Genomic DNA, 24,524 nt, shown 5'->3' on the forward strand with positions numbered 1-24,524 from the left:
TCCTCGACCACCAGCGCCTCGGCGCGGCCGCGGACCTCCGAACGGCTCACCTGAAGGAGGTACGGCCCGAAGCGGGCGTGGTCCTCGCAGACGCCCCTACCGCAGAACCGGCACGATCCCCGGGCTGCCTTGGCACAGAACCAGCAGAGCACGTCTTATCCAATCACGATCGGAGGTGTCGTCGTTGTCGGCGGAATGGTGGGCGGCGTCGTCTGGGTCGGCGGTGTAGTCACCGGCGGAGTTGTCCGAGTCGGTGTGGGGGCAGGCGGCGTCGTCCGCGTCGGCGTCGTGGCGGGCGGCCGCGTTGTCGGACGGGTCGTCGGCCGGGTCGTCGTCGGGGGCGGCGCGTCCGGTGTGGTCGGCTCCACCGGGTCGAGGGTCGGCTCGGGGTCGGCCGTCGCCTCGGTGGTCGGCGGGATCGTGCTCGGTGTCTCCGTCGGGGTCGCCTCGGTCGGCAGGTCCGACGGCAGCGGCTCGTCGCTCGGCGACGGGCTCGGCGAACCGGCCGGCGGCTCCACCTTGACGCCGTCGCCGCAGCTCAGGTCGGTGCCGCTGGGCAGGCTGGGGGTGCCGGTCACGTAGACGCGGCCGGTGGCGACGCTGAGGCCGGTCGGCTCCGCGGCGTACCAGGCGGCCCCGCTGTTGGTGATCAGGCCCGCCGGGCGGGCGACCGCGAGCTCGAGCGGCTGATAGGCACCGCTCGTGCTGGCCGTGTCGGCCAGCACCCGGCCCGCGTCCAGGGTCAGGGCGCCGTGGGGCACCCGGCGCCGGCCGGCGTCGGTGTAGAGCCGGCCGATCTGGGCGCTCGACCCGGCGCAGAAGAGCGTCGCGGAACCACCCTGGAAGGTGAGCCGCCCGGTCGCGTCCTGCGGGACCGTGATGCGCGCACCCTCGTCGACGTAGCGCCGGTCGTCCTCGCCGATGGTCTCGGTGCGGCCGTCGATGGTCGCCGTGATGGTGCCGCGGTCCGACGTCAGCAGCGCCCGGTTGGTGGGCATCTCGGCCCAGGCGGGACCGGGCGCGAAGTTCACGGCGGTGAGCAGCAGGGCCAGCAGGAGCAGCAGGAGGACGAGCCACCACATCTTCCGCTCGAAACGGCGGTCGACCTCGGGGTCCTCGGTGCCGTCCGGCGGTCCGGGCGGGACGGCGAGCGGCGGATATCCGCCCGCGGAGTGCAGACCGGCGGCGATCGGGCCACTGGCGCCGGGTCCGTCGACCAGGCGGCCGGGTGTCCCGACGAGCGGCGGCAGATCCGAGGCGTCCGGAATGACCCACAACCGCACCGGCGTACGTGTCTGCGCCACCATCCCGGGAGTGCCGTCACCGACCGGACCGACCAGCGTGCCGCGGCGCAGCTCCACACCGTCGGGCATCGCGATGACACCGGACTCGACCACGATCGCGTGGGTGGGCCCGGACAGGACCACCGGCGCACCGGGCTCGAGGTCGACCGGGTGCGCGGAGGCGATCAGCGCGAGCCGCTCGTCCCCGGCCAGGCCGGCCAGCGCGGGAGTGTCGGCGAAGAGCGCCTCGGCCTCGGCCCGGTCCGCGGGAGGCGGGCCCGGAAGCGGACCGACGACGGTCGCGACCGTGGCCGTCGGCACGGAGAGCAGCGTGGTGCCGGCCGTGTGCCAGTCCAGCGAGGTCGACCGGCCGGTGAGGGCATTGGCCAGCCCGACCACACCGCCGGCGCCGACGTGGTGGCGGATGATGCCACCCGGGTCACCGGGCTTGCGGGCCTGCAGAGCGCCGTCGACAACGACGTACACGGCCTGCTGGGTCGCGCCGGCCACCACGAGCTGGGTACCCGATGACGGTCGCAGCCAGCGCGCCCGGGAGGCCAGACCGGCCAGCGCGGGCTCGGGCAGTCCACCGAGGTCGGAGGCGCGCAGCGCGGCGAGCCGCCGGGGTGCGTCGGCCTCACGCTTCTTCTCGGTGGCACGCTCGCGGGAGGTCCGCCACCAGCGCGCGGCACGGCCCACGGCGAGGTAGACCAGCGGCGTGCACAGGCCGAGCACGATCAGCAGGAGCAGCACCTTTGCCGCAAAACCGCTGTGCCACAGCCCGGTGACGAGCCCGGCTATCCGATCCGCCCAGATCCTGTACGCCAGATTGGCCGCGATCGCGAGCCACAGCACGGCCAGGATGCCGTAGAGGGCGACGATGCGGCCCTCCCGGTCGAGCCCGGACCACGCCGGCGGGCGTCGGCGCAGGCGGCTGGTCACCCAGGACAGGCCACGACCCCGCAGGTTGGGGATCTCCAGCCAGTCCATCAGCAGGTAGTACCCGTCGAGGGCCAGCAGCGGGTTGAGGTTGAACAGCACGTTCAGGTACCACGCGAAGGCCAGCTTGAACGCGAGCGGGCCGAGCGCGGGCACGGCCAGACCGATGAGCTGCATCGACCCGGCCAGCACCAGGCCGGTGGCGGGACCGGCGGCGGTGACGAGCATGCGGGCCCGCCGCCCGGCCATCCACACGTCCGTGGTGTCGACGAAGACCGACGGGATGCCGAAGTAGACCAGGACACCGGCCGCGGGCACCTCCCGCCCGGCGTGTTTGGTGGCCAGCGCATGACCCAGCTCGTGGCTGGCCAGGGCGACCAGGTTGAGCAGGAGCAGCACGATCGCGCCGAGCAGATAGGAGCCGTTGGTCAGGAAGACCGACTGACTGCCCCGCCACCACGTGGCCACGAAGAGGCCCAGCCCGGCGACGGCGAAGACGCCCAGGACGATCGCCGCGACCCTGGTGAACAGCAGCCGCCCGCCTGCGCGGTAGAGCGCCGAGACGACACCGTCGACGTCGAAGACCAGCATGCGGCGGCCGCGGGCGGCGGCGAGCACACCGCTGCCGACCCTCTTCGGCAGAGGCTGCCGCTCGAGCTCCTGCAGCGGCCGGAAGGCGTCCACGGGAAGCTCGTCGAGCATCCGGTTACCGGCGAGGTCCGCGACGACACGGCGTACCTGATCGGGCGCGAGCCGACCGGCGAGCCGGGCGAACTCGGCGACCAGGCGGGCCACGGTGTGTGTGCCGTCCATCATCAGCGCGAGCTGCCACTCGTCCGGCGTCAGCCGCAGATAACAGGCGCGGCCACCGTCGTCGGGCGAGCGCAGCATCACGTACGCGGAACCGCGCACGCTGATCAGCTCGACGGCCTCGATGCCGGCACGCAGCACGGGCCGGGCCCGCGCGGGGTTGAGCCGGTCGACGACCGCGCCCCAGAGTCCGGGATCGGCGGGTCCGAGCGGTTCACCCGGCGCGCGTCCGGCCAGGGCTTCCCAGACACTCATCCGGGTCTCGACGTAAGTCACTGGGTCGGCCTTCCACTCCGCTATGGCGAATGGAGACTAGGCGGTCGGCCTGCCGAAAGGCGAGCCCCCGATAAGCCGATCGTTCGCCGAAACAGCACAGAGTTCACATAAAGGTGCGGTGGGTGGTCGTGACCAACCCTTGGTCACGACCACCCACCGCGGTGGGGAGGTGATGCCGTCCGATGGCCCGGACGGCATCGCATGCTGTCTAGGAGGATTCGGCGAGCGTGGCGCTCACCGTCTCCTGCTGCCCGTTGCGCTTGAAGTTGATCGTCACCTTGTCGCCGACCTTGGCGCCCTGCACCATCGCGACCAGGTCGTCCGAGTCGTTGACGGCCTTGCCGTTCACCGAGAGGACCACGTCACCCTGCTGGATGCCGGCCTTGGCCGCCGAGCTGTTCGGGGTGACCTCCTTGACCAGGGCGCCACCACCCTCGGCCTCGGTGACACTCACGCCGAGCGCCGGGTGGCTGACCTTCTCACCCTTCATCAGGGCGTTGGCCACAGCCTGGGCCTTGTCACTCGGGATGGCGAAACCCAGGCCGATGTTGCCGGAGCCCTGACCCGAGGTGGCGATCGCGGAGTTGATGCCGATGACCTCACCGTTGGTGTTCACCAGCGCACCGCCGGAGTTGCCGGGGTTGATCGGCGCGTCCGTCTGCAGCAGGCCGGACATCGACGTCGCGCCGCCGCTCTGCTGCTGTTGCTGCTGACCACCGAACGGGTTCTCCGGGGTCTGCTCCTCCTGGCTGCTGGACCGGATGGTGCGGTCCTTGGCGCTGATGATGCCCTCGGTGACCGAACCCTCCAGGCCGAGCGGGCTGCCGAGCGCGAGCACGGTGTCGCCGACCTGCATGTTGGCACTCGAGCCGAACTTCGCCGCGGCGAGATCCGAGACACCGTCGGCCTTGATGACCGCCAGGTCCGTGCGCGGGTCGGTGCCGACGATCTTCGCCGAGGCCTTCTTGCCGTCCGCGAAGATCACGGTGACCGAGTCGCCCTGCGCGGTCGCCACCACGTGGTTGTTCGTGACGATGAAACCGTCGCCGGTGAGCACCACGCCGGAACCCTCACCCGTCTGGGTGGTGATCGACACGACGCTGTCCTTGACCGCGGTCACGATCTGGGCCAGCGACGACCGGTCCACCACGCGGGTGACCGACGAGTTGCTGGTCTGCACCGCACCCGAGCCGTTGTTGTCGTCGAACGCGAGCGCGGTCGCCGCACCGACACCGCCGGCGCCGAGCGCGATCAGGACCGCGGCCGCGCCGGCCACGAAGATCCTTCGACCCCGGCCGCTCTTCGCCGGGTCACGCTGCTCGGTCCCCACGGCCTGCGCCCAGGCCGGGGCCTCGGACTGACCGGGTACGCCCGGACCAGGCGTCCACTGCCCGTGCTGTGGCTGACCGGGCGCTCCCGGCGTCGCGTACTGCTGCTGTCCGGCGTAGGCGCCCGGGTAGGGCTGCTGCTGGCCGGGGTACGGCGGCTGGCCGTACGGAAGCTGCTGGGTGGTGTGCTGCTGCCCCGGCTGCGGGTGCTGCTGGCCACCGCGCTGCCACGGCGACGCGAGCCACGCGCCCTGCTGCGGCGCGCCGGAGTGCGGCGCGGCCGACTGCGGAACGCCGGACTGCGGCGCGGCCGGCTGCGGCGGCCGGACTGGGGAATGCCGGACTGGGGGGCGGCCGGCTGGCTCAGCGTCGGCTGCTGGGCCGTGACGTCGGACTGTCCCCGCTCCGGGCTGCTGCTCTCGTGGGAGGCGTCCGCGGGCCGGTGCGACTGCTCCTCGGTCGGGGAGCTCTCGTGCCGCTGCGGGTCGGTCTCGTACTCGTTCATGCGGACTACATTGCCCCCGTCCGCTCCGACTGACCTGTGTTACCCCTGGATGTTTTCTGTGAATGGCACCGTGCCGCGATCGTCAGGATTCGTCCGGAACGAGAGCGGGCAAAGTCACCCGGAAGGTCGCACCCTTGCCGGGATCGCTGAGCACTTCGACCGAACCGTGGTGGGCCCGCACGATGGCGGCCACGATGGCCAGGCCCAGGCCGGTGCCGGTGGCCGTCCGGTCCGTCCGGCGGGTTCTCGCCTCGTCGGCACGGTAGAAACGCTCGAAGACGTGCTCGCGCTGCTCGGCGGAGAGACCGGGCCCGGTGTCGCTGATCTCGACAACCGCCTGGTTGCCCGCCTCGGAGTAGAGCGAGAGGCGCACCGACGCGTCCGGCGGGGTGTGCACGAGCGCGTTGGTCATCAGGTTGCCGATGACCTGCCGCAGCCGGGCGTCGTCGCCGTACGCGACCAGCTTCTCCGGTGACTCACGGACGTCCAGCTCGATGGTGCGGTCGGGCGCGGTGGCCTGCGCGGCCTGCACCGCGTCGATCGCCAGCACCGGCAGCTCCACGGGCGCCAGGGTGACCGGGCGTTCGCGGTCCAGCCGGGCGAGCAGCAGCAGGTCCTCGACGAGCAGGCCCATGCGCGCGGCCTCGTCCTCGATCCGCCGGACCAGCTTGCTGACGTCCTCGGGATTGGCCACGGCACCCTGGCGGTACAGCTCGGCGAAGCCGCGGATCGACGTCAGTGGTGTGCGCAGCTCGTGGGAGGCGTCCGCGACGAACTGCCGCATCTTGGCCTCCGAGCGCACGGCCCGAGCCTCCGACGTCTGGGCGGCCTCGGCGGCGTCACGGGCCTGCGACTCGGCGGCACGGGCGGCCGTCTCGGACAGCGCCCGGGCGGTGAAGGCGGCCTCGATCTGGGCGAGCATGGCGTTCAGGGCGCGGGAGAGCCGGCCCAGCTCGGTCTGCGGTTCGCCCATGTCGGGCTCGGGATCGGGGACACGCTGGGTCAGGTCACCCGCCGCGATGGCCGCCGCGGTCCGTTCGATCTGCACCAGCGGGATGAGGCTCTGCCGGACGATCGCCGCACCGACCGCGGCCAGGGCGAAGAGCACACCGGCCCCGACCAGGACGTCGACCCAGATCAGGCGGCCGATCGCGTCGTCGATGCCGACCAGCTTCTGCGCGACCTGCACGACGTCGCCGCCGCTGCTGTACGAGACCAGCACCCGCCAGGTGATCGCGCCGTCGTCGGACCGCACGGTGTACGGCTTGCCGATCTTCCTGTTGACCTGGTCGATGCCCTTGACCAGGGGCGGGATCTGGTCCGGCTTCAGATCGGAGGCGTCGTACGCGATCACTCCGGTCACGCCCTGCATCGACGAGACCCGGTAGAAGTAGTCCGCGGGCATGATGATGCGGGTGCCGCCGGGCGCGCTGTTGACCAGCAGCGTGAAGCGTTCGAGCTGGCCGTCGAGCCGGCCGATCATGTAGCTGTGCAGCGCATAGGTGCTGGCGGCGCTGATCAGGGTCAGCGCCGCGAAGACCAGCGCCAGCACCGCGGCGACGAGCTTGACGCTCAGAGGGACGCGGCGCAGCCGGGGCTGCAGCGGGACGTGACTGCGGACCCGTTCGGCGAACGTCAGGGTCACGGCCGGCTCAAGCTGCGGGTTTGCGCAGCACGTAGCCCACGCCGCGGAGAGTGTGGATCAGCCGCGGCTGCACGTTGTCGACCTTGCGTCGCAGGTAGGAGATGTACGACTCGACGATGTTGTCGTCGCCCCGGAAGTCGTACTTCCAGACGTGGTCGAGGATCTGCGCCTTGGAGAGCACGCGGTTGGCGTTGAGCATCAGGTAGCGCAGCAGCTTGAACTCGGTCGGCGAGAGCTGCACACGCTGGCCGGCCCGGTAGACCTCGTGCGTCTCCTCGTCGAGCTCGAGGTCGGCGAAGACCAGGCGCGACGGCTCCTCGTCACCGGCGGTCGTGCGGCGCAGCACGGCCCGGATGCGGGCGGTGAGCTCCTCGAGGCTGAACGGCTTGGTCACGTAGTCGTCGCCGCCGAGCGTCAGGCCCCGGATCTTGTCGTCGGTGCCGTCGCGGGCGGTCAGGAAGACGACCGGCGTGCGGGCGCCGCCCTCGCGCATGAGCCGGATGACCTCGAACCCGTCGAGGTCGGGCAGCATCACGTCGAGGACGACGAGGTCGGGGGTGGCGTTCTTGGCCGCGCTGACGGCGGCGCTGCCGCTGGTCGCGGTGCTGACGTCGAACCCGGCAAATCGCAGGCTGGCGGAGAGCAGCTCGAGGATGTTCGCATCGTCTTCGACGACGAGGAGCTTTGCCTCGCTCTGCTTTCCCTGGGTCTGAGTGGCGGCCATGCCGACCATCTTCGTCCAGGTCGCTGCGCTTGCGCTGCAGAGTGCCTGAAAGTTTTCTGTGAGCCTGCTAAGCGGCAAGATCGAACTTGGCGGACCGCAAACCGGCCGACGCCTGGGCGGCCCGGGCCAGCGCCCGCCGGTCCGCGCCCGGTTCCGGCCGCAGTGCGGGCGACCCGACCAGCGTGACCGTCAGGCCGCGCAGACCGGCCACCCGGCGCACCGAGGACCAGAGGGTGTCGTCACCCACGAAGGCCGCCGCGGGTGAGGCGTACCGGATGGAGATGGGGACGATCGGCGCACCGGCGTCCACCGCTGCCTGGAAGACCGCCGGTCGGAAGCGCCCGCGTTCGGCGCCGCAGAACGTCGTACCCTCCGGAAAAACCGCGACCGAGCGGCCGGTCCGCAGCGCGGCAGCGACCTCGGCCACCGTCGCGGGCAGGCGCTTGGGCCGGGTCCGGTCGACGAAGATCGACCCGGTCAGGGCGGCGAGCGCGCCCACTGCCGGCCAGGCCCGCACGTCGTGCTTGGCGACCAGCCGGACCGGCGTCACCGCCAGCAGGGCGACGACGTCGAGCCAGGAGACGTGGTTGGCCACGAGCAGGCTGCCGGGCCGCGGCGCCGGCCCGCGCCACACCAGCTTCACCCCAAGAGCCGCGAGGATCCCGCGCGAGACGGTCCGTGCGGCGGTCCGCCGCAGGAGCGGCACCAGGACAAGAGCGCTGATCAGTACGCCGATGAGCGCCGTCACCCGCAACACCGCGGTGCCTGCTCGCACAGCGTGGTCACCGGCCGGCCGGCACTGCGGGCCGCACGCGGACGTGGGCTGCCAGACGGCTGACGTCATCGTGTCGCTCCCAGGAAGTGGCGGCGGTAACGCGGGTCCATCCGGTCCATGGAGAAGAGGACATAGAAGTCGGCGCACTCGAAGTCGGGGTCGTAGGCGGGCTCGCCGCAGATCCAGCTGCCGAGTCGCAGATAGCCCTTGAGCAGGGGCGGCGGCTGGATGCGCGGGTCGCCGGGCAGGTCGCTGACCCACGGGTTGCGCGGCTGCACCCGCAGCGCAGGCGGTGAGAGGTGCTTGGCGGCGACCCGGGCCCGGACACCGGCCGCGGTCACCCCGCCGTCCTCGAGGCCGACCGAGGCGCAGCCGCCCAGCCAGCGCAGGTTGTTCAGGTGCAGGTAGCGGGCGAGCCCGGCCCACATCAGGTTGACCACGGCGCCGGAGCGGTGGTCGGGGTGCACGCAGGAGCGACCGGTCTCGACCAGCTGGTCACGCAGCGGACGCAGCCCGCTGAGGTTGAACTCGCCGTCGCCGTACCGCCGCCCGGCCCGCTCGGCAGCCCTCGGGGTCATCATCCGGTAGGTGCCGACGACGTCGCCGGTCGTGTCGTCGCGGACGATCAGGTGGTCGCAGAAGTCGTCGAACTCGTCGGTGTCCCGGCCGTCGGGGGTCGCCCCGCGCAGCGTCGCGCCGAGCTCGGTGGCGAAGACGTCGTGGCGCAGGCGCTGCGCGGCCGCGACCTGATCGGCGTCGTCGGCGATGAGGAGTGAGTAGCCGCTGGTCCCGGTGGAAGCGGCGGCGGTCATGAGTACCGTCATGAGAACTGTGTAGGGCTCGTGTCTGCCGACGGCGTGTCGGCCCAGGTTTTACCGGATGACCGGTACGTGAACTGCTCGTCGCGCCTGCGGCCGGGGCCACGGAGGTCGCCCTCAAGCGGTAGGTTCATCCACCAGCCGAGCGGGAGGAGTGAGCGCGTTGCCGACAGGGTCCGAAGAGATCGTCGTCTCGAATCTCACCAAGCACTACAAGGCGCTGCGCGCCGTCGACAACCTGTCGTTCATCGTGCACTCGGGGCGGGTCACCGGCTTCCTGGGCCCCAACGGCGCCGGAAAGACCACCACCCTGCGCATGATCCTGGGCCTGGTCACACCGACGTCCGGGACGGCCACGTTCGCCGGCGTGCGATACGTCGACCTCGATCAGCCCATCCGGCACGTCGGAGCGGTGCTCGAAGCGTCCAGCGCGCACAAGGGCCGCTCCGGCATCAACCACCTGCGGATGATCTGCGCCGCGGCCGGTCTGCCCCGGCAGGCGGCCGACGAGGCGCTGGCCCGGGTGGGGCTGACCCCGGCGGCCAAGCGCAAGTTCAAGGGCTACTCCCTCGGCATGAAACAGCGGCTCGGCATCGCCGCGGCCCTGCTCGGCAACCCGCGCGTGCTGATCCTCGACGAGCCGGCCAACGGTCTCGACCCCGAGGGCATCCGCTGGCTGCGTGACCTGCTCAAGGCGCTCGCCGCCGAGGGCCGCACGGTGCTGGTCTCGAGCCACCTGCTCAGCGAGATGCAGCAGCTCGCCGACGACGTGGTGATCATCGCCGCGGGCCAGCTGGTCCGGCAGGGCCCGGTCGGTGAGGTGCTCGGCTCGATGACGGGCGGCGGCCAGGTCCGGGTGCGCACTCCCCAGACCGCCGCGCTGACCGCCGCGCTCGCCGCTGAGCAGCTCAGCGCCACCACGCTCCCCGACGAGGCCCTCCTGGTCAGCGGGGCCGACGCGGCCCGGGTCGGGCACATCGCGTTCACCGCCGGTGTCGAGCTCCACGAGCTGACCGGCGAACGCGCCGACCTCGAACAGGTGTTCCTGCAGCTCACGGCCGGAAAGGCGGGCATCCGATGAACCTCGTCAAAGCCGAGCTGTTCAAGATCCGGTCCACCTCGACCTGGTTGATCTTCGGCCTGATCACGCTGGCGCTCTGGGCGCTCACGCTGCTGATCAACTGGGCCGGCAGCAACATCAACGCGACCGTGGACCCCGCCGAGTCGGGCATGACCGCCGACCAGGCCGAGCAGGTCCGCGTGGCCAACGAGGCGGTCAACGTCGCGTCGAACCTCTACACCAGCGGCCAGTTCTTCGGCGTGCTCATGGTGATGCTGCTCGGCGCCATCGTGGTGACCAACGAGTTCTTCCACCTGACGGCGACCACCACCTTCCTGGTGACACCGCGCCGCGAGAGTGTCATCTTCGCCAAACTCACCGCCTCGGCGCTCTTCGGCATCGGCTTCTGGCTGGTCACGACCCTGCTCAACCTGCTCTTCGTGCCGTTCATCCTGAACTCGCTGGACGTCGGCTCGCAGCTCGGCGAGGGGGCGGTCTGGCGGGCCATCGGGCTCAACGGCCTCGCGTACGGCCTGTGGGCGATCCTCGGTGTCGGCGCCGGGGTGCTGATCCGCAGCCAGATCGGTGCGACGATCGCACTGAGCACGATCTACGTCATCGGGTACTTCGGCGCGACGACGATCTTCTTCCTGCTCACGCCCCGCATCGGTGACTGGTTCGGCAAGCTGCAGGTGCTCGTCCCGCCGCTGGCGTCGCAATTGATGATCTCCGGCACCGAGTTGCCGGGCAATCCGCCACGATGGGTCGGAGCGGTCGTGCTGATCGGATATGCCGTGGTCGCGGGCGGGCTGGGCACCTGGATCATGAAGAGGCGCGACATCGGCTGAGCAGTGCCGCGTCCCTCCGGACACTTCAGCAGTTGGTCACACACCGGACGTCCGGGTGGTCCTGTGAATCTCACGGCGTAGCCTTGACGGCGATTCCAGTCCGTTCCGTGTGACGAACGTCGCGTGCTGACAACATGGTGAAAGAGGCGAACACGGCAGTGTCGACCCAGCAGACTTCGCATGACAATCCACTCGCGGACTTCGGCCCCAACGAGTGGATCGTCGACGAGATGTACCAGCGCTACCTGGCCGATCCGACCAGCGTCGACCCCGCCTGGCACGATTTTTTCGCCGACTACAAGCCGGCCATGGCCTCGGGTTCGATCGCTACACCGGACGAGGCGACCGCCGCCAACGCGAAGGCGACGGCTGCCAAGGCCGGCACCGACGCCCCGGCAGCCTCGACGATCGCTCCGGAGAAGCCGACCGTCCCCGCCGCTCCCGAGAAGCCGGCCGCGCCTCCCGCGGCTGCACCCGCGCCCGCTCCCGCCAAGCCGGCCCCCAAGCCTGCTCCCGCGGCCGCCAAGACCCCCGCTCCGGCGGAAGGGTCCAAGGTCACCACGCTGCGCGGCGTCGCCGCTCGCATCGTCCAGAACATGGACGCCTCGCTGGAGGTGCCGACCGCGACGTCGGTGCGGGCCGTGCCGGCCAAGCTGCTGGTCGACAACCGCATCGTGATCAACAACCACCTCGCCCGCGGGCGTGGCGGCAAGGTCAGCTTCACCCACCTGATCGGCTGGGCGCTGATCCGCTCGGTGATGGCCCACCCGGAGATGAACAACTCCTTCGCCGAGGTGGACGGCAAGCCGGCACTGGTCCAGCCCGAGCACATCAACCTCGGCATCGCCATCGACCTCGCCAAGAAGGACGGCAGCCGCGCGCTGGTCGTGCCGTCCATCAAGAACTGCGAAAAGATGGACTTCCGCAAGTTCTGGCAGGCGTACGAGGACGTGGTCCGCCGCGCCCGCCGCAACGAGCTGACCATGGACGACTACGCCGGGACGACGATCTCGCTGACCAACCCCGGCGGCATCGGCACCGTGCACTCCATCCCGCGCCTGATGGCCGGGCAGAGCGCCATCATCGGCGTCGGCGCCATGGAATACCCCGCGCCCTACTCCGGCATGTCCGACGAGACCCTGACCGAGCACGGCGTCAGCAAGGTCACCACGCTGACCAGCACCTACGACCACCGGGTCATCCAGGGTGCGCAGTCGGGCGAGTTCCTCAAGGCGATGCACGAGTTCCTGCTCGGCGAGCACGACTTCTACGACGACATCTTCACGTCGCTGCGGATCCCGTACGAGCCGGTGCGCTGGGTGCGGGACGTCGCCCGCACCTCCGAGGGCCAGATCGACAAGGCCGCTCGGGTGGTCGAGCTCATCCACGCGTACAGGGTGCGCGGTCACCTGATGGCCGACACCGACCCGCTCGAGTTCGAGATCCGCCGGCACCCCGACCTGGACGTGCTCCAGCACGGGCTGACCCTGTGGGACCTCGACCGGCTGTTCCCGGTCGGCGGCTTCGCCGGCAAGCAGAAGATGAAGCTGCGTGACGTCCTCGGCGTCCTGCGCGACACCTACTGCCGCCGGGTCGGCATCGAGTACATGCACATCCAGGGTCCCGAGGAGCGGCGCTGGATCCAGGACCGCATCGAGATCAAGTACACGAAGCCGTCGCCGGAGGAGCAGAAGCACGTCCTCAACCGGCTGAACGCGGCCGAGGCGTTCGAGACCTTCCTGCAGACCAAGTTCGTCGGGCAGAAGCGCTTCTCGCTCGAGGGCGGCGAGTCGCTGATCCCGCTGCTCGACGAGGTGCTCCAGGCGTCCGCCGAGGGTGGCCTCGACGAGATGGTCATCGGCATGGCGCACCGCGGCCGGCTCAACGTGCTCGCGAACATCGTCGGCAAGCCGTACGAGAAGATCTTCAACGAGTTCGAGGGTCAGATGGACCCGAAGTCGGCCCACGGCTCCGGTGACGTCAAGTACCACCTGGGCCAGACCGGGAAGTACACCGCGCCCGACGAGGAGCACTCGACAACCGTCAGCGTGGTGGCGAACCCGTCGCACCTCGAGGCCGTGGACCCGGTGCTCGAGGGCATCGTCCGCGCCAAGCAGGACCGCCTCGACCTCGGCCTCCACGGATACACCGTGCTGCCGGTCCTCATCCACGGCGACGCCGCATTCGCGGGCCAGGGTGTGGTCGCCGAGACGCTCAACCTCTCCCAGCTGCGCGGATACCGTACGGGCGGCACGGTGCACGTGGTCGTCAACAACCAGGTCGGCTTCACCACCGCCCCGGAGTACAGCCGCTCGTCGCTCTACTCGACCGACGTCGCGCGCATGATCCAGGCGCCGATCTTCCACGTGAACGGTGACGACCCCGAGGCCGTCGTCCGGGTGGCACGGCTGGCGTTCGAATACCGCCAGGCGTTCAACAAGGACGTTGTCATCGACCTGGTCTGCTACCGCCGCCGCGGTCACAACGAGGGTGACGACCCCTCGATGACCAACCCGCGGATGTACCAGATCATCGACACGAAGCGCTCGGTCCGGAAGCTCTACACCGAGGAGCTCATCGGCCGCGGAGACCTCACCGTGGACGACGCCCAGGAGCAGCTGCGCGACTACCAGTCGCAGCTGGAGAAGGTGTTCAAGGCGACCCGGGACACCGCGGGCTCCGCGCCACGGCCCCGCCGCAACCTCGCGGACGAGCCGGAGCCGCAGGTCGACACCGCGGTCGACGCCGCCGGTGTGCGTGCCGTCGGCCAGGCCCACCTGGACCTGCCGGAGGGCTTCACGCCGCACAAGCGGGTCCAGCAGCTGCTGGACCGACGCGCCAAGATGTCCGCCGACGGCGGCATCGACTGGGGCATGGGCGAGCTGATCGCCTTCGGCTCGCTGCTGGCCCAGGGCGTCACGGTCCGGCTCGCCGGCCAGGACTCCCGCCGGGGCACCTTCACCTCCCGGCACGCGGCGATCGTCGACTCGAAGACGGGCAACGACTTCCTGCCGCTGTCCACGCTGGCAACCGGCAACGCCCGCTTCTTCGCCCACGACTCCCTGCTCAGCGAGTACGCCGCGATGGGCTTCGAGTACGGCTACTCGGTCGAGAACCCCGAGGCCCTGGTGCTGTGGGAGGCGCAGTTCGGCGACTTCGTCAACGGCGCCCAGTCGATCGTCGACGAGTTCATCTCCTCCGGCGAGGTCAAGTGGGGCCAGATGTCGTCGCTGGTGCTGCTGCTCCCGCACGGCCAGGAAGGACAGGGCCCGGACCACTCGTCGGGCCGCCCGGAGCGGTTCCTGCAGCTCTGCGCGCAGGACAACATGCGGGTCGCCAACCCGACCACCCCGGCGAACTACTTCCACCTGCTGCGCCGGCAGGCCCTCTCCAGCAAGCGCAAGCCGCTGATCGTCTTCTCCCCGAAGTCGCTGCTGCGCCACAAGCTGGCGGTGTCGTCGGTCGCCGACTTCACCGAGGGCACCTTCCAGCCGATCATCGGCGACGCCGGTGTCAACGGCACGCCGCTGGACGCCGGCTCGGTGAAGCGCGTCCTGCTCTGCTCGGGCAAGGTCTACTACGACCTGTTCCAGGCCCGCGCCGAGCGAGGCATCACCGACACGGCGATCATCCGGATGGAGCAGATCTACCCGCTGCCCGTCGAGGAGCTCAAGGCCGTGCTCAACCAGTTCCCGAACGCGGAGGACTTCGCGTGGGTCCAGGAGGAGCCGGCCAACCAGGGTGCGTGGTCCTTCGTGGCCCTCAACCTCCTCGAGCACCTCGAAGGCGTGCGCCTGCGCCGGATCTCCCGGCCCGCCGCGGCCGCCCCGGCGGTCGGCTCCGCCAAGATGCACGACGCCGAGCAGTCGGCTCTGGTCGAGGCGGCGCTCCCGCGCCCGTGACCGTCTGTTAGAAAAAGGGCGCCCCGCAACTCGTTGCCGGGGCGCCCTTTCACTTTTTTTTGGAGCAACTGTGTACTTCACCGACCGTGGCATCGAAGAGCTCGTCGAACGACGCGGCGAGGAGTCCGTAACCCTCGAATGGGTCGGCGACCAGCTGCGCCGTTTTGTCGACGCCAACCCTGAGTTCGAGATCCCCATCGAACGCTTCGCCACCTGGCTGGCCCGTGACGACGAGGACGACGAGGAGTAGGTGGCCGGGCTCCGCGGCCAGGCGCCCCGCCCGATCCGCCGCATCGAGGCCGACCCGGCCGCTGACCTGGACCGGGATGCCTGGTGGGCCCGCATCCCGGCGATCGCGGCAATCCTGGAGAGCGGCCTGAACCTTCCCGCCGGCGTGACGTTCCTGGTCGGCGAGAACGGCTCGGGCAAGTCGACCCTGGTGGAGGCCCTGGCCGAGATCCACGGTCTCAACCAGGAAGGCGGCTCCCGCGGCGCCCGCCACAGCACCCGCGTCTCGGAGTCCCCGCTGGGCTCGGCCCTCCGTGTCATCCGCACACCGGGCAAAGCGGCGAACTCGTACTTCCTCCGCGCCGAGACGATGCACGGCTTGTACACGTACCTGGAGTCCTTGCCGACGCCCCCCGGACGCCCGAACCCGGACGCCGAGCTGCACGACCGCAGCCACGGTGAAGGTTTCCTGGACCTCCTCGACCGCAAGTTCCAGGGTTACGGCTTCTACCTGATGGACGAGCCGGAGGCGCCACTGTCCTTCACGTCGACGCTGGGCTTGCTGGCCCGCCTCGACGCCCTGCGGGAGGACGGTGCCCAGGTGGTCGTCGCGACCCACTCACCGGTGCTGACCGCACTGCCGGGCGCCACCATTCTCGAGCTGGGTGACCACGGCATCCGGCGGGTGAGCTGGGACGACCTGGAGATCGTCGCGCACTGGCGCCGCTTCCTGGACCGCCCCGACGGCTACCTCCGCGCCCTGCTCCCCTGACCTCGTCGTCAGCGGTAGGCGGCTGCCTGGAGGGTGAAGAGCTCGGCGTAGAGGCCGTTGCGGGCCATCAGGTCCTGGTGGGTGCCGGCCTCGGCGATGCCGCCGTCCGCGACGACCAAGATCAGGTCGGCCATGCGGACCGTCGAGAAGCGGTGGGACACCAGCACCGTGATGCCGCCGGTGCGGCTGCCGACCTCGCGGGCCGACGCGGCGTACCGCTCGAAGAGGGCGTGCTCGGTCAGCGGGTCCAGGGCGGCTGTCGGCTCGTCGAGCAGCAGCAGGAGTGGCTCGTCGCGCATCATCGCGCGGCTCAGGGCCACGCGTTGCCACTGGCCGCCGGAGAGTTCCTCGCCGTCCTCGTAGGCCTTGCCCAGGTGCGACTCCAGGCCTTCGGGCAGCCGCTCGATCACCAGCTCCGCGTCCGCGCGGTGCACCGCCGCCCGGACCGCCTCGGCGTCGTCGGACCGGGCCAGGTCACCCACGCCGATGCTCTCCCGGGCCGGCGCCTCGAGCTTGACGAAGTCCTGGAAGCCCGCGGCGATGCGTTCCCGCCAGCGGTCCGGGCTGATGCGACGCAGGTCCACGCCGTCCACAGTGATCTCGCCCGCGCTCGGCCGGTAGAACCGCGACAGCAGCTTGACCAGCGTCGACTTGCCCGCGCCGTTGTCACCGACGATCGCCACCGTGGCTCCGGCCGGGATGTGCACGTTCACGTCGCGCAACACGTCGGTCTCGGTGCCCGGATAGCGGAAGGCCACGCCGTCGAAACGGATGCCGTCGTGCAGCGCCGACGGCACCGGCTGGTCGGCCACGATCGGATCGGCCGCCAGCTCGGTCTCCCGGCGCAACCAGCGAACCCGCGCCAATGCTCGGGCGTTGCGCTGCAGGGCGCCGGCCACGGCGACCACACCGGCCGCCTGCGCGTTGGTCTGCACGGCCAGAGTGATCACCAGGACCACGTCACCGACCGACCGCTCTCCCCCGATCGCCGACCGGACCACAACCACCACCGCGGCGACGTACCCGATGGCGAAGATCAGCTGGCCGATCAGCCGCAGCCCGAGACCGGCCACCTCGGCGCGGCGCAGCGGGACCTCCTCGGCCCGCCGGGCAGCGGCCTGGCGTTCCCGCAGAACCCGCTGCAGCCCGAAGAGGCGGATCTCCTTGGCCGCGGCCGCGCTGACCGCCAACTCGAGCAGATGCCAGCCGAGGCGGCGCGGCTCGGCGGTCTTCAGCTCCGCCCGCTCCAGCCGCGCCTCGGCGAATCGTCCCGCAATCAGCGGCGGCACCGCGAACAGCGGCAGCAGAAGCAGCCACGGCTCGACCCGGGCGAGCAGCACGGCGGTGAGCACGATCTGCGCCGACAGCGTGATGGCCGTCAGAACGGTCTGCACACCGTTGGCGATCTCCCAGCTCTCCTTGCGCAGCAACTCCATCCGGTCGGCGTAATCCTGGCGTTCGTGCTGGTCGAGCCCGGCCGTACCGTGCGCGAGGTCGCCGATCTCCCGCTCGACGCTCAGGTGGTGCAGGTCGGCCAGCTCGAAGAAGAAGATGTGAGCGAAGTGCTCCATCGTGAGACTCAGCAAGGCGACCAGCGCCACGGCCACCGCAGCCCAGACCGCCAGATCGGTGTCCCGCTCGAGCGTCGCATCGGTCGCCAACGCCAGGAAAACGGCGATGAGCGGCGCGCTCACGTTGCCGAGCAGCATCAGGAAGGCCGAGATCAGCAGCCGCCCCTTGCTCGCCCGCCACGAGGAGCCGAGGACCCCGGTGATGCCCAGCCACAGGTCACGCATCAACGGTCCCCTCGATCAGCTCAGCCGCATCCACCGACAGCAAGCGGTCGGGGCGCCGCATCAACAAGTCAGACATCGGCGGTCTCCCGCGCCTTCTCAGTTCAGACATCGCCGGTCTCCCGCGCCTTCTCAGGTCAGACATCGCCGGTCTCCCGCGCCTTCTCAGGTCAGACATCGGCGGACTCGCCGAGGAGTTCGGGCTCTTCAGCCGGGGTGTCTTCGGTGAAGCGGGCGGCTTGCAGCAGGAACAGCTCGGCGTAGCGGCCGCCGGCCGAGAGCAACTCGGTGTGGGTGCCGGACTCGGTCACCCGGCCGTGCTCCAGGACCGCGATGCGGTCGGCCCGGCGGACCGTGGAGAAGCGGTGCGAGATGACCAGGCTGGTCGCGCCGCTGGTCAGGTCGAGGAAACGTTCGAAGAAGGCGACCTCGGCGCGGGCGTCCAGGCTTGCTGTCGGCTCGTCGAGGACGAGGACCCGGGCGCCGCCCTCGACGGCGATCAGGGCGCGGGCGATGGCGATGCGCTGCCATTGGCCGCCCGAGAGGTCGGTGCCGTCGGTGTACTGCCGGGACAACGGCGTGTCCAGCCCGGCCGGCAGGGCGGTCACGAAGTCGAGTGCACCGGCCCGGCGCAGCGCCTCCTCGATGGGCGCGTCGTCCCGCAGGCCACCGGCGCCGAAGCCGACGTTGTCGCGGACCGGGAGCTCGAAGTGGACGAAGTCCTGGAAGATCGCGGCGACCTTGCGCTGCCAGGCCGCACCGTCGAAGGTGCGGATGTCGACGCCGTCCGCCGTGATCCGCCCGGACTCGGGCTCGTAGAGCCGGGCCAGCAGCTTGACCAGCGTAGTCTTGCCGGCGCCGTTGAGGCCGACGATGGCGAGTGAGCCGCCCGCGGGAATGACCAGATCCAGTCCGTCGAGCACGGGCGGCGCGTCCGGGGCGTACCGGAAGGTGACCTGCTCGAAGCGGATCTCCCGGATCGGGAGCTCGGCCGATGGCTTCTCGGTGCCGCCCGGATCGGCCGCCGCAGCGGTCAGTTCGCCGAGGCGGATGAGGGCCTGCTGGGCGTTCATGCCGTATTCGGTCTGCACGTCGGACTCCGCGATGAACGCGCCGATCCGGATGGACGACAGCGACGCCTGCATCACGATCATGAACGCGCCGATGCCGAGCACCCCGGTCGCCGAGGCTCGTGCGGTGACCACCAGCGCACCACCGAGCAGCACGAACGACGTGAGGGTGTAGAGCACGTAGGGCCCGTAGAAGATCCGGCGTCGCTGCCGCCAGATCGGCACCGAGCTGTCCATGAACGCCGTCGCGTAACGGTCGCCGACCCAGCCGAGCAGGCCGAAGATGCGGATCTCCTTGGCGGCGACCGACGTGAACAGCAGGTCGCGGAAGTAGAAGCGGCGCCGCCGGACCCGCTGGTGCAACGTGTAGATCCGCCCGAAGACGGAGAGACCGATGCGGTAGCCGAAGCGGATGACCAGCCCCGCCAGCAGCACGGCGACACCGGCCCACCACTCGAACACGACGGCGACGACCACCGCTGCCGTGATGGTCTGCAGATAGCGGGAGAGCAGGGCGATGAAACCGGCGCACGCGGCTCCGGGCGACCAGGCGGCCATCCGGAGCATGTTGACACCGTCGGCGGCCTGGTCGAGCACCTCGGGATCCTCGAGGACCGCGATGCCCGGCCCGACGAAGGAGTCGGCCATCAGCTGGTCGCGGACCTGGTCGTCGATGCGGCGGCGCAGCACGTCACCGAGGAACGCCTGAACGGGCAGCAGCAGCTGGGTGGCGAAGAACAGCGCCGCGGCGGTGATCAGGTGATCGCGCAGCTGCTGCCAGGCCGGTGAGTCGACACCGCCCGTGACCGCGTCGGGGACACCGGCGATGACCGAGGCGGTGGCGAGCACAAAGCCGATCGGCAACAGCCCGGCGAGGAGCTGGAGGACCACCGCACTGCCGACCAGCACCGGTCCACCGGCGGGCAGGAGCCGGAGCATGGCCCGGCGCTGGGCCCACCGGGCCTGCCGGCCACCGGTGAACTCGGCCCACACCGACCTGTTGACCGCGTCGTCCGTGCTCTGGTCGACCATCACCACCCCCGAGGTATCGACGAAGGTCACTAACCTACCGGGGACCACCGACAAAAATCGCCCGCTTTTCGGGGCCGGCGGACTTGTCCACAGGGTCGGGCGACCCCGGGCGGGATCATGACCGGGCCGGTAGGTTGAGGTCGTGGCAAGCAGCGTTTACGTCGCCGGACTCGGTCCAGGTGTCGGCAAGGGCACCGTGGCCCTCGGCCTGGTCGAGCTCCTCTCCCGGCAGGTCGCCCGCATCGGTGTCTTCCGGCCGCTCGTGTCCGGCACCGGAGAGGATCCGCTGCTGACCCTGCTCACCACCCGCTATCCGGTCGTCGCTCCCTACGCGGAGTCGTTCGGCGTGACCGTGGCCGAGGCCTCCGCCCTGGTCGCCGACGGCAAGCGGGAGGAGCTCATCTCCCGGATCGTCGAGCGTTATCGCGAGGTCGAGCGGCAGTGCGGTTCGGTGGTCGTGATCGGCAGCGACTTCTCCGACGGGCAGGACGACGGCCACGACGAGCTGCCGCGTGAGCTGGCGTTCAACGCCCGGCTCGCCACCGAGTTCGGCAGCGTGGTGGTGCCCGTGGTCAGTGGGCAGGGCAAGCGCACCGACCTCAATGCTGCTGTGCGGTCGGCGTACCACTCTTTGGTTGATCTGAATGCGACGGTGCTGGCGGTGATCGCCAACCGGGTGTCCGAGGGGGTGACACCACCGGACGGTCTGCCTGTGCCGGTGTGGGCGATCCCCGAGGTGCCCGCGATCGCCGCCCCGACCGTGGCCGAGGTCGCTGCCGCGCTCGATGCGACGGTCGTGACCGGCGGCGAGGCTGCCCTCGATCGTGACGTGCTCGACTACGTGGTGGGTGCCGCGCAGGTGCCCGCCGTGCTCGACCATCTGACCGACGGCGCGCTGCTCATAACGCCGGGCGACCGGGCCGATCTGCTCGTCGCCGCGAGCGCCGCCCACGCGGCGGGCAACGTGACGCTGGCCGGCTTGGTGCTGACCATCGGCGAGTTCCCCGACCCGCGGGCTGTCCGGGTGATCGAGCGGCTCAACACCGGCCTCGCGATGCTGGTCGTGCAGTCCGACAGCTACCACACGATCAGCGCCGCTGGCCGGATCGCGGCGAAGCTCAGCGCCGGCACCCCGCGCAAGGTGGAGGCGGCGCTCGGCGCGTTCGAGAAGCATGTGGACACCGCCGAGCTGACGCGGCTCCTCGACGTCACCCGTTCCAGCCGGGTGACACCGTTGATGTTCGAGAACGATCTGATCGACCGGGCCCGCGCCGATCGCCGCCACCTGGTGCTGCCCGAGGGCACCGACGAGCGGATCCTGCGGGCGACCGAGACCCTGCTGCGGCGGGGTGTCGCCGACCTCACCCTGCTCGGCGACCCGGCCGAGATCACCCGGCGGGCACGCGAGTTCGGGGTCGAGATCGGCGCGGCCCGGCTGGTCGACCCGGCCACCAGCGGGTGGCGGGACGGCTTCGCCGAGAAGTATGCCGAGCTGCGCAAACACAAGGCCGTCACGCTCGATCTGGCCTACGACGTGGTCCGCGACGTCAACTACTTCGGGACGATGATGGTCGCCGCCGGGCTGGCCGACGGCATGGTCTCCGGCGCCAACCACACGACGGCCGCGACCATCCGGCCCGCCTTCGAGATCATCAAGACGGTTCCCGAGGTGTCGGTCGCGTCCAGTGTGTTTTTCATGCTGCTGGCCGACCGTGTCCTGGTCTACGGCGACTGCGCGGTCAATCCCGACCCGGACGCCGCCCAGCTCGCCGACATCGCGTTGTCGTCGGCCCAGACGGCTGCCGCGTTCGGCATCGAGCCGCGGGTGGCGATGCTGTCCTACTCGACCGGCAGCTCGGGCTCGGGCGCCGACGTGGAGAAGGTGGCCGCGGCGACGGCCCTGGTCCGCGAGCGCCGCCCTGACCTGCCCGTGGAGGGACCCATTCAGTACGACGCGGCCATCGACCCCGGCGTCGCGGCCACCAAGCTGCCGGAGAGTGTCGTGGCGGGCAAGGCAACGGTGTTCGTCTTCCCGGATCTGAGCTCGGGCAACAACACCTACAAGGCGGTGCAACGCTCGGCGAACGCCGTGGCGGTCGGACCCGTCATGCAGGGTCTGCGCCGGCCCGTCAACGACCTCTCCCGCGGCGCCACCGTCAAGGACATCGTCAACACGGTGGCCATCACCGCGATCCAGGCGCGCTCATGAAGATCCTCGTTCTCAACACCGGTTCCTCGTCGGTGAAGTACCGCCTCTTCGACGGCGTCGAGACCCTGGCCAAGGGCCTGATCGAACGCATCGGTGAGCAGGGCGGCGAGGTGCCCGACCACGCCGCCGCCCTCCAGAGGGTGATGTCCTCGGTCGACCTCGAGGGCCTCGGCGCCGTCGGTCACCGGGTCGTCCACGGTGGCGCGGAGTTCGCCGGCCCGACGGTGATCACCGACGAGGTCGTGGCAACCATCGAACGCCTCGTCCCACTGGCACCCCTGCACAACCCGGCGGCGCTGACCGGCATCTCGGTGGCCCGCAAGCTGCTGCCCGACGTGCCGCAGGTGGCGGTCTTCGACACCGCTTTCCACCAGACGATCCCGCCGGAGGGTGTGGCCTACGCGATCGATGCGGACCTGGCCGACCGCTGGCAGATCCGCCGGTACGGCTTCCACGGCACGTCCCACGCCTATGTGGCCCGGCAGACCGCCGAGCTGCTCGGCCTGTCTCCGGACGACGCCAAGGTCATCACGCTCCACCTCGGCAACGGCGCAAGCGCCTGCGCGGTCGACGGCGGCCGCAGCGTCGCCACGTCCATGGGCATGTCCCCGCTGGCAGGCCTGGTGATGGGCACCCGCAGCGGCGACCTCGACCCGACGGTGATCTTCCACCTGCACCGGGTCGCGGGCCTGCCGGTCGACGAGATCGAACGCTCACTGACACGCTACGGCGGCCTCCAGGGCCTCACCGGCGACAACGACATGCGAACGGTGCAGCGCCGCCGCGACGAGGGCGACCCCGCGGCCACGCTGGCCTTCGACCTCTACTGCCGGCGCATCAAGGAGTACGTCGGCAGCTACCTGGCGGTGCTCGGCGGCGCCGACGCGATCACGTTCACGGCCGGCGTCGGCGAGAACGCCCCAGCGGTCCGCGCGGCTTCCCTCGCGGGCCTGTCCGCCCTGGGCGTCACCATCGACGAGGCCCGCAACCAGCGCGGCGACCGCATCATCTCCCCGGAGAACGCCCGGGTGGCCGTCTGCGTGGTCCCCACTGACGAGGAGCTCGAGATCGCCCAGCAGGTCACCGCCGAACTCTGACGCACCTCCGGGCCCGGACTCCCGGACCGCGAAAAGCCGCTGCCGGCACTGCCGCGCTGGAGGAAACGCGGGCGGAACCTGGTCGGCCCGGCCGGGGGCAAAGAAAGCGCGGGTCGGCCCGGCCCGGCCCTGCACGGCACGGGCGCGGATAGAGGAAACGCGAGTAGACCCTGCTAGGCCCGACCGCGGGCAAAAAGCGAGGGTAGGCCCTGCTCGGCCTAGCTGCGGCAAAGTTGAGCCCGGGCGGGCCCTGGTCGGCCTGGCCGCGGGCAAAAAAGCGCGGGCGAGCCTTGGTCGGCCCGGCCGCGGCAAAGAAAAGTGCGGGCGGGCCTTGGTCGGCCGGGCCGCGGCGAAGAAGAGTGCGGGCGGGCTCTGGTCGGCTCGACCGCGCCCCAGCCCGGCGCGGCCGCGGATAAAGGAAACGCGGTAGGCCCTGGTTGGCCCGGCCGCTTCCCAGCCGACCGCTGCCTGGCCCGGCACTGCCGCGACAAAAGGAAAGCGCGGGCGGGCCGTGGTCGGCCCGGCCCGCGCCAGGGGTGTCTCGTAGATCGCGGCCGGGGTCAGGGTGCCTTCGCAGCGTGGCGGAGGCCGGACCGGACGCAGGCCGTCGGGATCTTCGGGAGATCCCTACCTCGGAGTGATGGGCCGGCGGGCAGGTTCAGCCCAGCGCCAGCCAGGCGATCAGCGCGACCAGGACGACCGCTACCACGGCCACGCCGATGATCAGAGGTGTCTTGGAGGCGGCTGGCGGCTCCTGCGGGGTGCTCTGCGTGAATGCGCGGAACGCCTCGGTGTTGCCGCTCGGGTCGACGGTGTTGTCAGGCATGCGCACGACCATAGCGAAGGCAAGCACGTCCGCGACAGGCCGTCCTGCCCCTCTAGCAGGGCGTTCGTATCACCCTTGGAGATTTCACCCGATCGTGGGAGTGTTCCGCAGCCCTAGGGTGATCGGGATGGATACAGGGCGGCAGTTGCGGGCCATCGCCGACATCGTTCGGGTGGTCGACCGGGATCTGTTGTTGCGGGGCGGCTGGGCGATCTCGGTGAGGTGACCCGGCCACATCAGAGCATCGACTTCTTCTGCCGCCGGCGCGACCCGGAGCACATCGGGGTGGTGCTCGGCGGGATCGGCTTCCGGGAGGTTTCCGCCTCGGGGTTGCAGCGGGATCTGGAGACGCCGGACGGGCTCGACGTCCAGATCACGTCGTTCGAGGAGGATGCCGACGGGTGCCCGACTGTGCCGGCCGGGCCGTTTGCGGGTACGCGGTGGCCGGTGGATCTGCTCGCCGCCGAGCCTGGGCGGATCGGCGCGGTGAGCTGCGGGATCGTTGGTCCGGGGCGCAGATCAAGATCAAGGAGATGCGGTCGCGGCGGGAGACGGACCGCTTGGACGTCGCGAGGCTTCGGGCC

Annotated in this window: 15 protein-coding genes and 1 pseudogene; 7 read left to right on the plus strand and 9 right to left on the minus strand. The window is 70.6% G+C overall.

Annotation, left to right across the window (positions count from 1 at the left end; all coding sequences use genetic code 11):
- Positions 1–155: 155 nt before the first annotated feature.
- The 6 genes and pseudogenes from AFR_RS44305 to AFR_RS38150 all read right to left on the minus strand — a co-directional run bounded on the left by AFR_RS44305 (position 156) and on the right by AFR_RS38150 (position 9,109).
- The gene (locus AFR_RS44305; protein ID WP_238547188.1) at positions 156–3,287 is read right to left on the minus strand and encodes a cyclic nucleotide-binding protein; all 3,132 of its coding nucleotides are present in this window, start codon (positions 3,285–3,287) and stop codon (positions 156–158) included.
- Positions 3,288–3,516: 229 nt separating this feature from the next.
- Positions 3,517–5,141 (minus strand): annotated as a pseudogene (locus tag AFR_RS38130) (S1C family serine protease).
- 82 nt (positions 5,142–5,223) lie between these two features.
- Positions 5,224–6,780, minus strand: coding sequence for a sensor histidine kinase (locus AFR_RS38135; RefSeq protein ID WP_084298504.1), 1,557 nt, complete (start codon positions 6,778–6,780; stop codon positions 5,224–5,226).
- A 13-nt stretch (positions 6,781–6,793) separates the two neighbouring features.
- Positions 6,794–7,510, minus strand: coding sequence for a response regulator transcription factor (locus AFR_RS38140; RefSeq protein ID WP_023562178.1), 717 nt, complete (start codon positions 7,508–7,510; stop codon positions 6,794–6,796).
- 67 nt (positions 7,511–7,577) lie between these two features.
- Positions 7,578–8,354 carry a lysophospholipid acyltransferase family protein gene (locus AFR_RS38145; protein ID WP_023562179.1) on the minus strand — a complete coding sequence of 259 codons (777 nt, stop codon included), beginning with the start codon at positions 8,352–8,354 and terminating at the stop codon, positions 7,578–7,580.
- On the minus strand, positions 8,351–9,109 hold the full coding sequence (locus AFR_RS38150; RefSeq protein WP_041841443.1) for a GNAT family N-acetyltransferase: 759 nt from the start codon (positions 9,107–9,109) through the stop codon (positions 8,351–8,353). The genes AFR_RS38145 and AFR_RS38150 overlap by 4 nt, the downstream gene beginning before the upstream one ends.
- A 157-nt stretch (positions 9,110–9,266) precedes the next feature.
- Between AFR_RS38150 and AFR_RS38155 the strand changes: the two genes are divergently transcribed.
- The 5 genes from AFR_RS38155 to AFR_RS38175 all read left to right on the plus strand — a co-directional run bounded on the left by AFR_RS38155 (position 9,267) and on the right by AFR_RS38175 (position 15,913).
- Entirely contained in the window at positions 9,267–10,184 is a 918-nt protein-coding gene (locus AFR_RS38155) for an ABC transporter ATP-binding protein (RefSeq protein WP_023562181.1), read from the plus strand.
- Positions 10,181–11,011 carry an ABC transporter permease gene (locus AFR_RS38160; RefSeq protein ID WP_023562182.1) on the plus strand — a complete coding sequence of 277 codons (831 nt, stop codon included), beginning with the start codon at positions 10,181–10,183 and terminating at the stop codon, positions 11,009–11,011. Before AFR_RS38155 ends, AFR_RS38160 begins: the two co-directional genes overlap by 4 nt.
- Positions 11,012–11,145: 134 nt before the next feature.
- Positions 11,146–14,913 carry a multifunctional oxoglutarate decarboxylase/oxoglutarate dehydrogenase thiamine pyrophosphate-binding subunit/dihydrolipoyllysine-residue succinyltransferase subunit gene (locus AFR_RS38165; protein WP_438829917.1) on the plus strand — a complete coding sequence of 1,256 codons (3,768 nt, stop codon included), beginning with the start codon at positions 11,146–11,148 and terminating at the stop codon, positions 14,911–14,913.
- Positions 14,914–14,983: 70 nt separating this feature from the next.
- Complete coding sequence (locus AFR_RS38170; RefSeq protein WP_023562184.1) at positions 14,984–15,163, plus strand: DUF6104 family protein; 180 nt, start codon at positions 14,984–14,986, stop codon at positions 15,161–15,163.
- Entirely contained in the window at positions 15,164–15,913 is a 750-nt protein-coding gene (locus AFR_RS38175) for an AAA family ATPase (RefSeq protein WP_023562185.1), read from the plus strand.
- A gap of 8 nt (positions 15,914–15,921) precedes the next feature.
- Here AFR_RS38175 and AFR_RS38180 read toward each other — a convergent pair whose 3' ends face one another.
- On the minus strand, positions 15,922–17,709 hold the full coding sequence (locus tag AFR_RS38180; protein ID WP_023562186.1) for an ABC transporter ATP-binding protein: 1,788 nt from the start codon (positions 17,707–17,709) through the stop codon (positions 15,922–15,924).
- Positions 17,710–17,876: 167 nt separating this feature from the next.
- Complete coding sequence (locus tag AFR_RS38185) at positions 17,877–19,838, minus strand: ABC transporter ATP-binding protein (RefSeq protein ID WP_023562187.1); 1,962 nt, start codon at positions 19,836–19,838, stop codon at positions 17,877–17,879.
- A gap of 112 nt (positions 19,839–19,950) precedes the next feature.
- Here AFR_RS38185 and pta point away from each other — a divergent pair, with 112 nt between their 5' ends.
- Entirely contained in the window at positions 19,951–22,017 is a 2,067-nt protein-coding gene (gene pta, locus AFR_RS38190; RefSeq protein WP_023562188.1) for a phosphate acetyltransferase, read from the plus strand.
- Positions 22,014–23,114 (plus strand): acetate/propionate family kinase, encoded by a 1,101-nt coding sequence (locus tag AFR_RS38195; protein WP_023562189.1) that lies wholly within the window; start codon positions 22,014–22,016, stop codon positions 23,112–23,114. The genes pta and AFR_RS38195 overlap by 4 nt, the downstream gene beginning before the upstream one ends.
- A 658-nt stretch (positions 23,115–23,772) precedes the next feature.
- Here AFR_RS38195 and AFR_RS47190 read toward each other — a convergent pair.
- A complete protein-coding gene (locus AFR_RS47190; protein WP_169739462.1) occupies positions 23,773–23,940 on the minus strand; it encodes a hypothetical protein in 168 nt (55 codons plus the stop codon).
- Between the last annotated feature and the right edge of the window lie 584 nt (positions 23,941–24,524).

It is taken from the genome of Amorphoplanes friuliensis DSM 7358, assembly GCF_000494755.1.
GTDB lineage: Bacteria > Actinomycetota > Actinomycetes > Mycobacteriales > Micromonosporaceae > Actinoplanes > Actinoplanes friuliensis.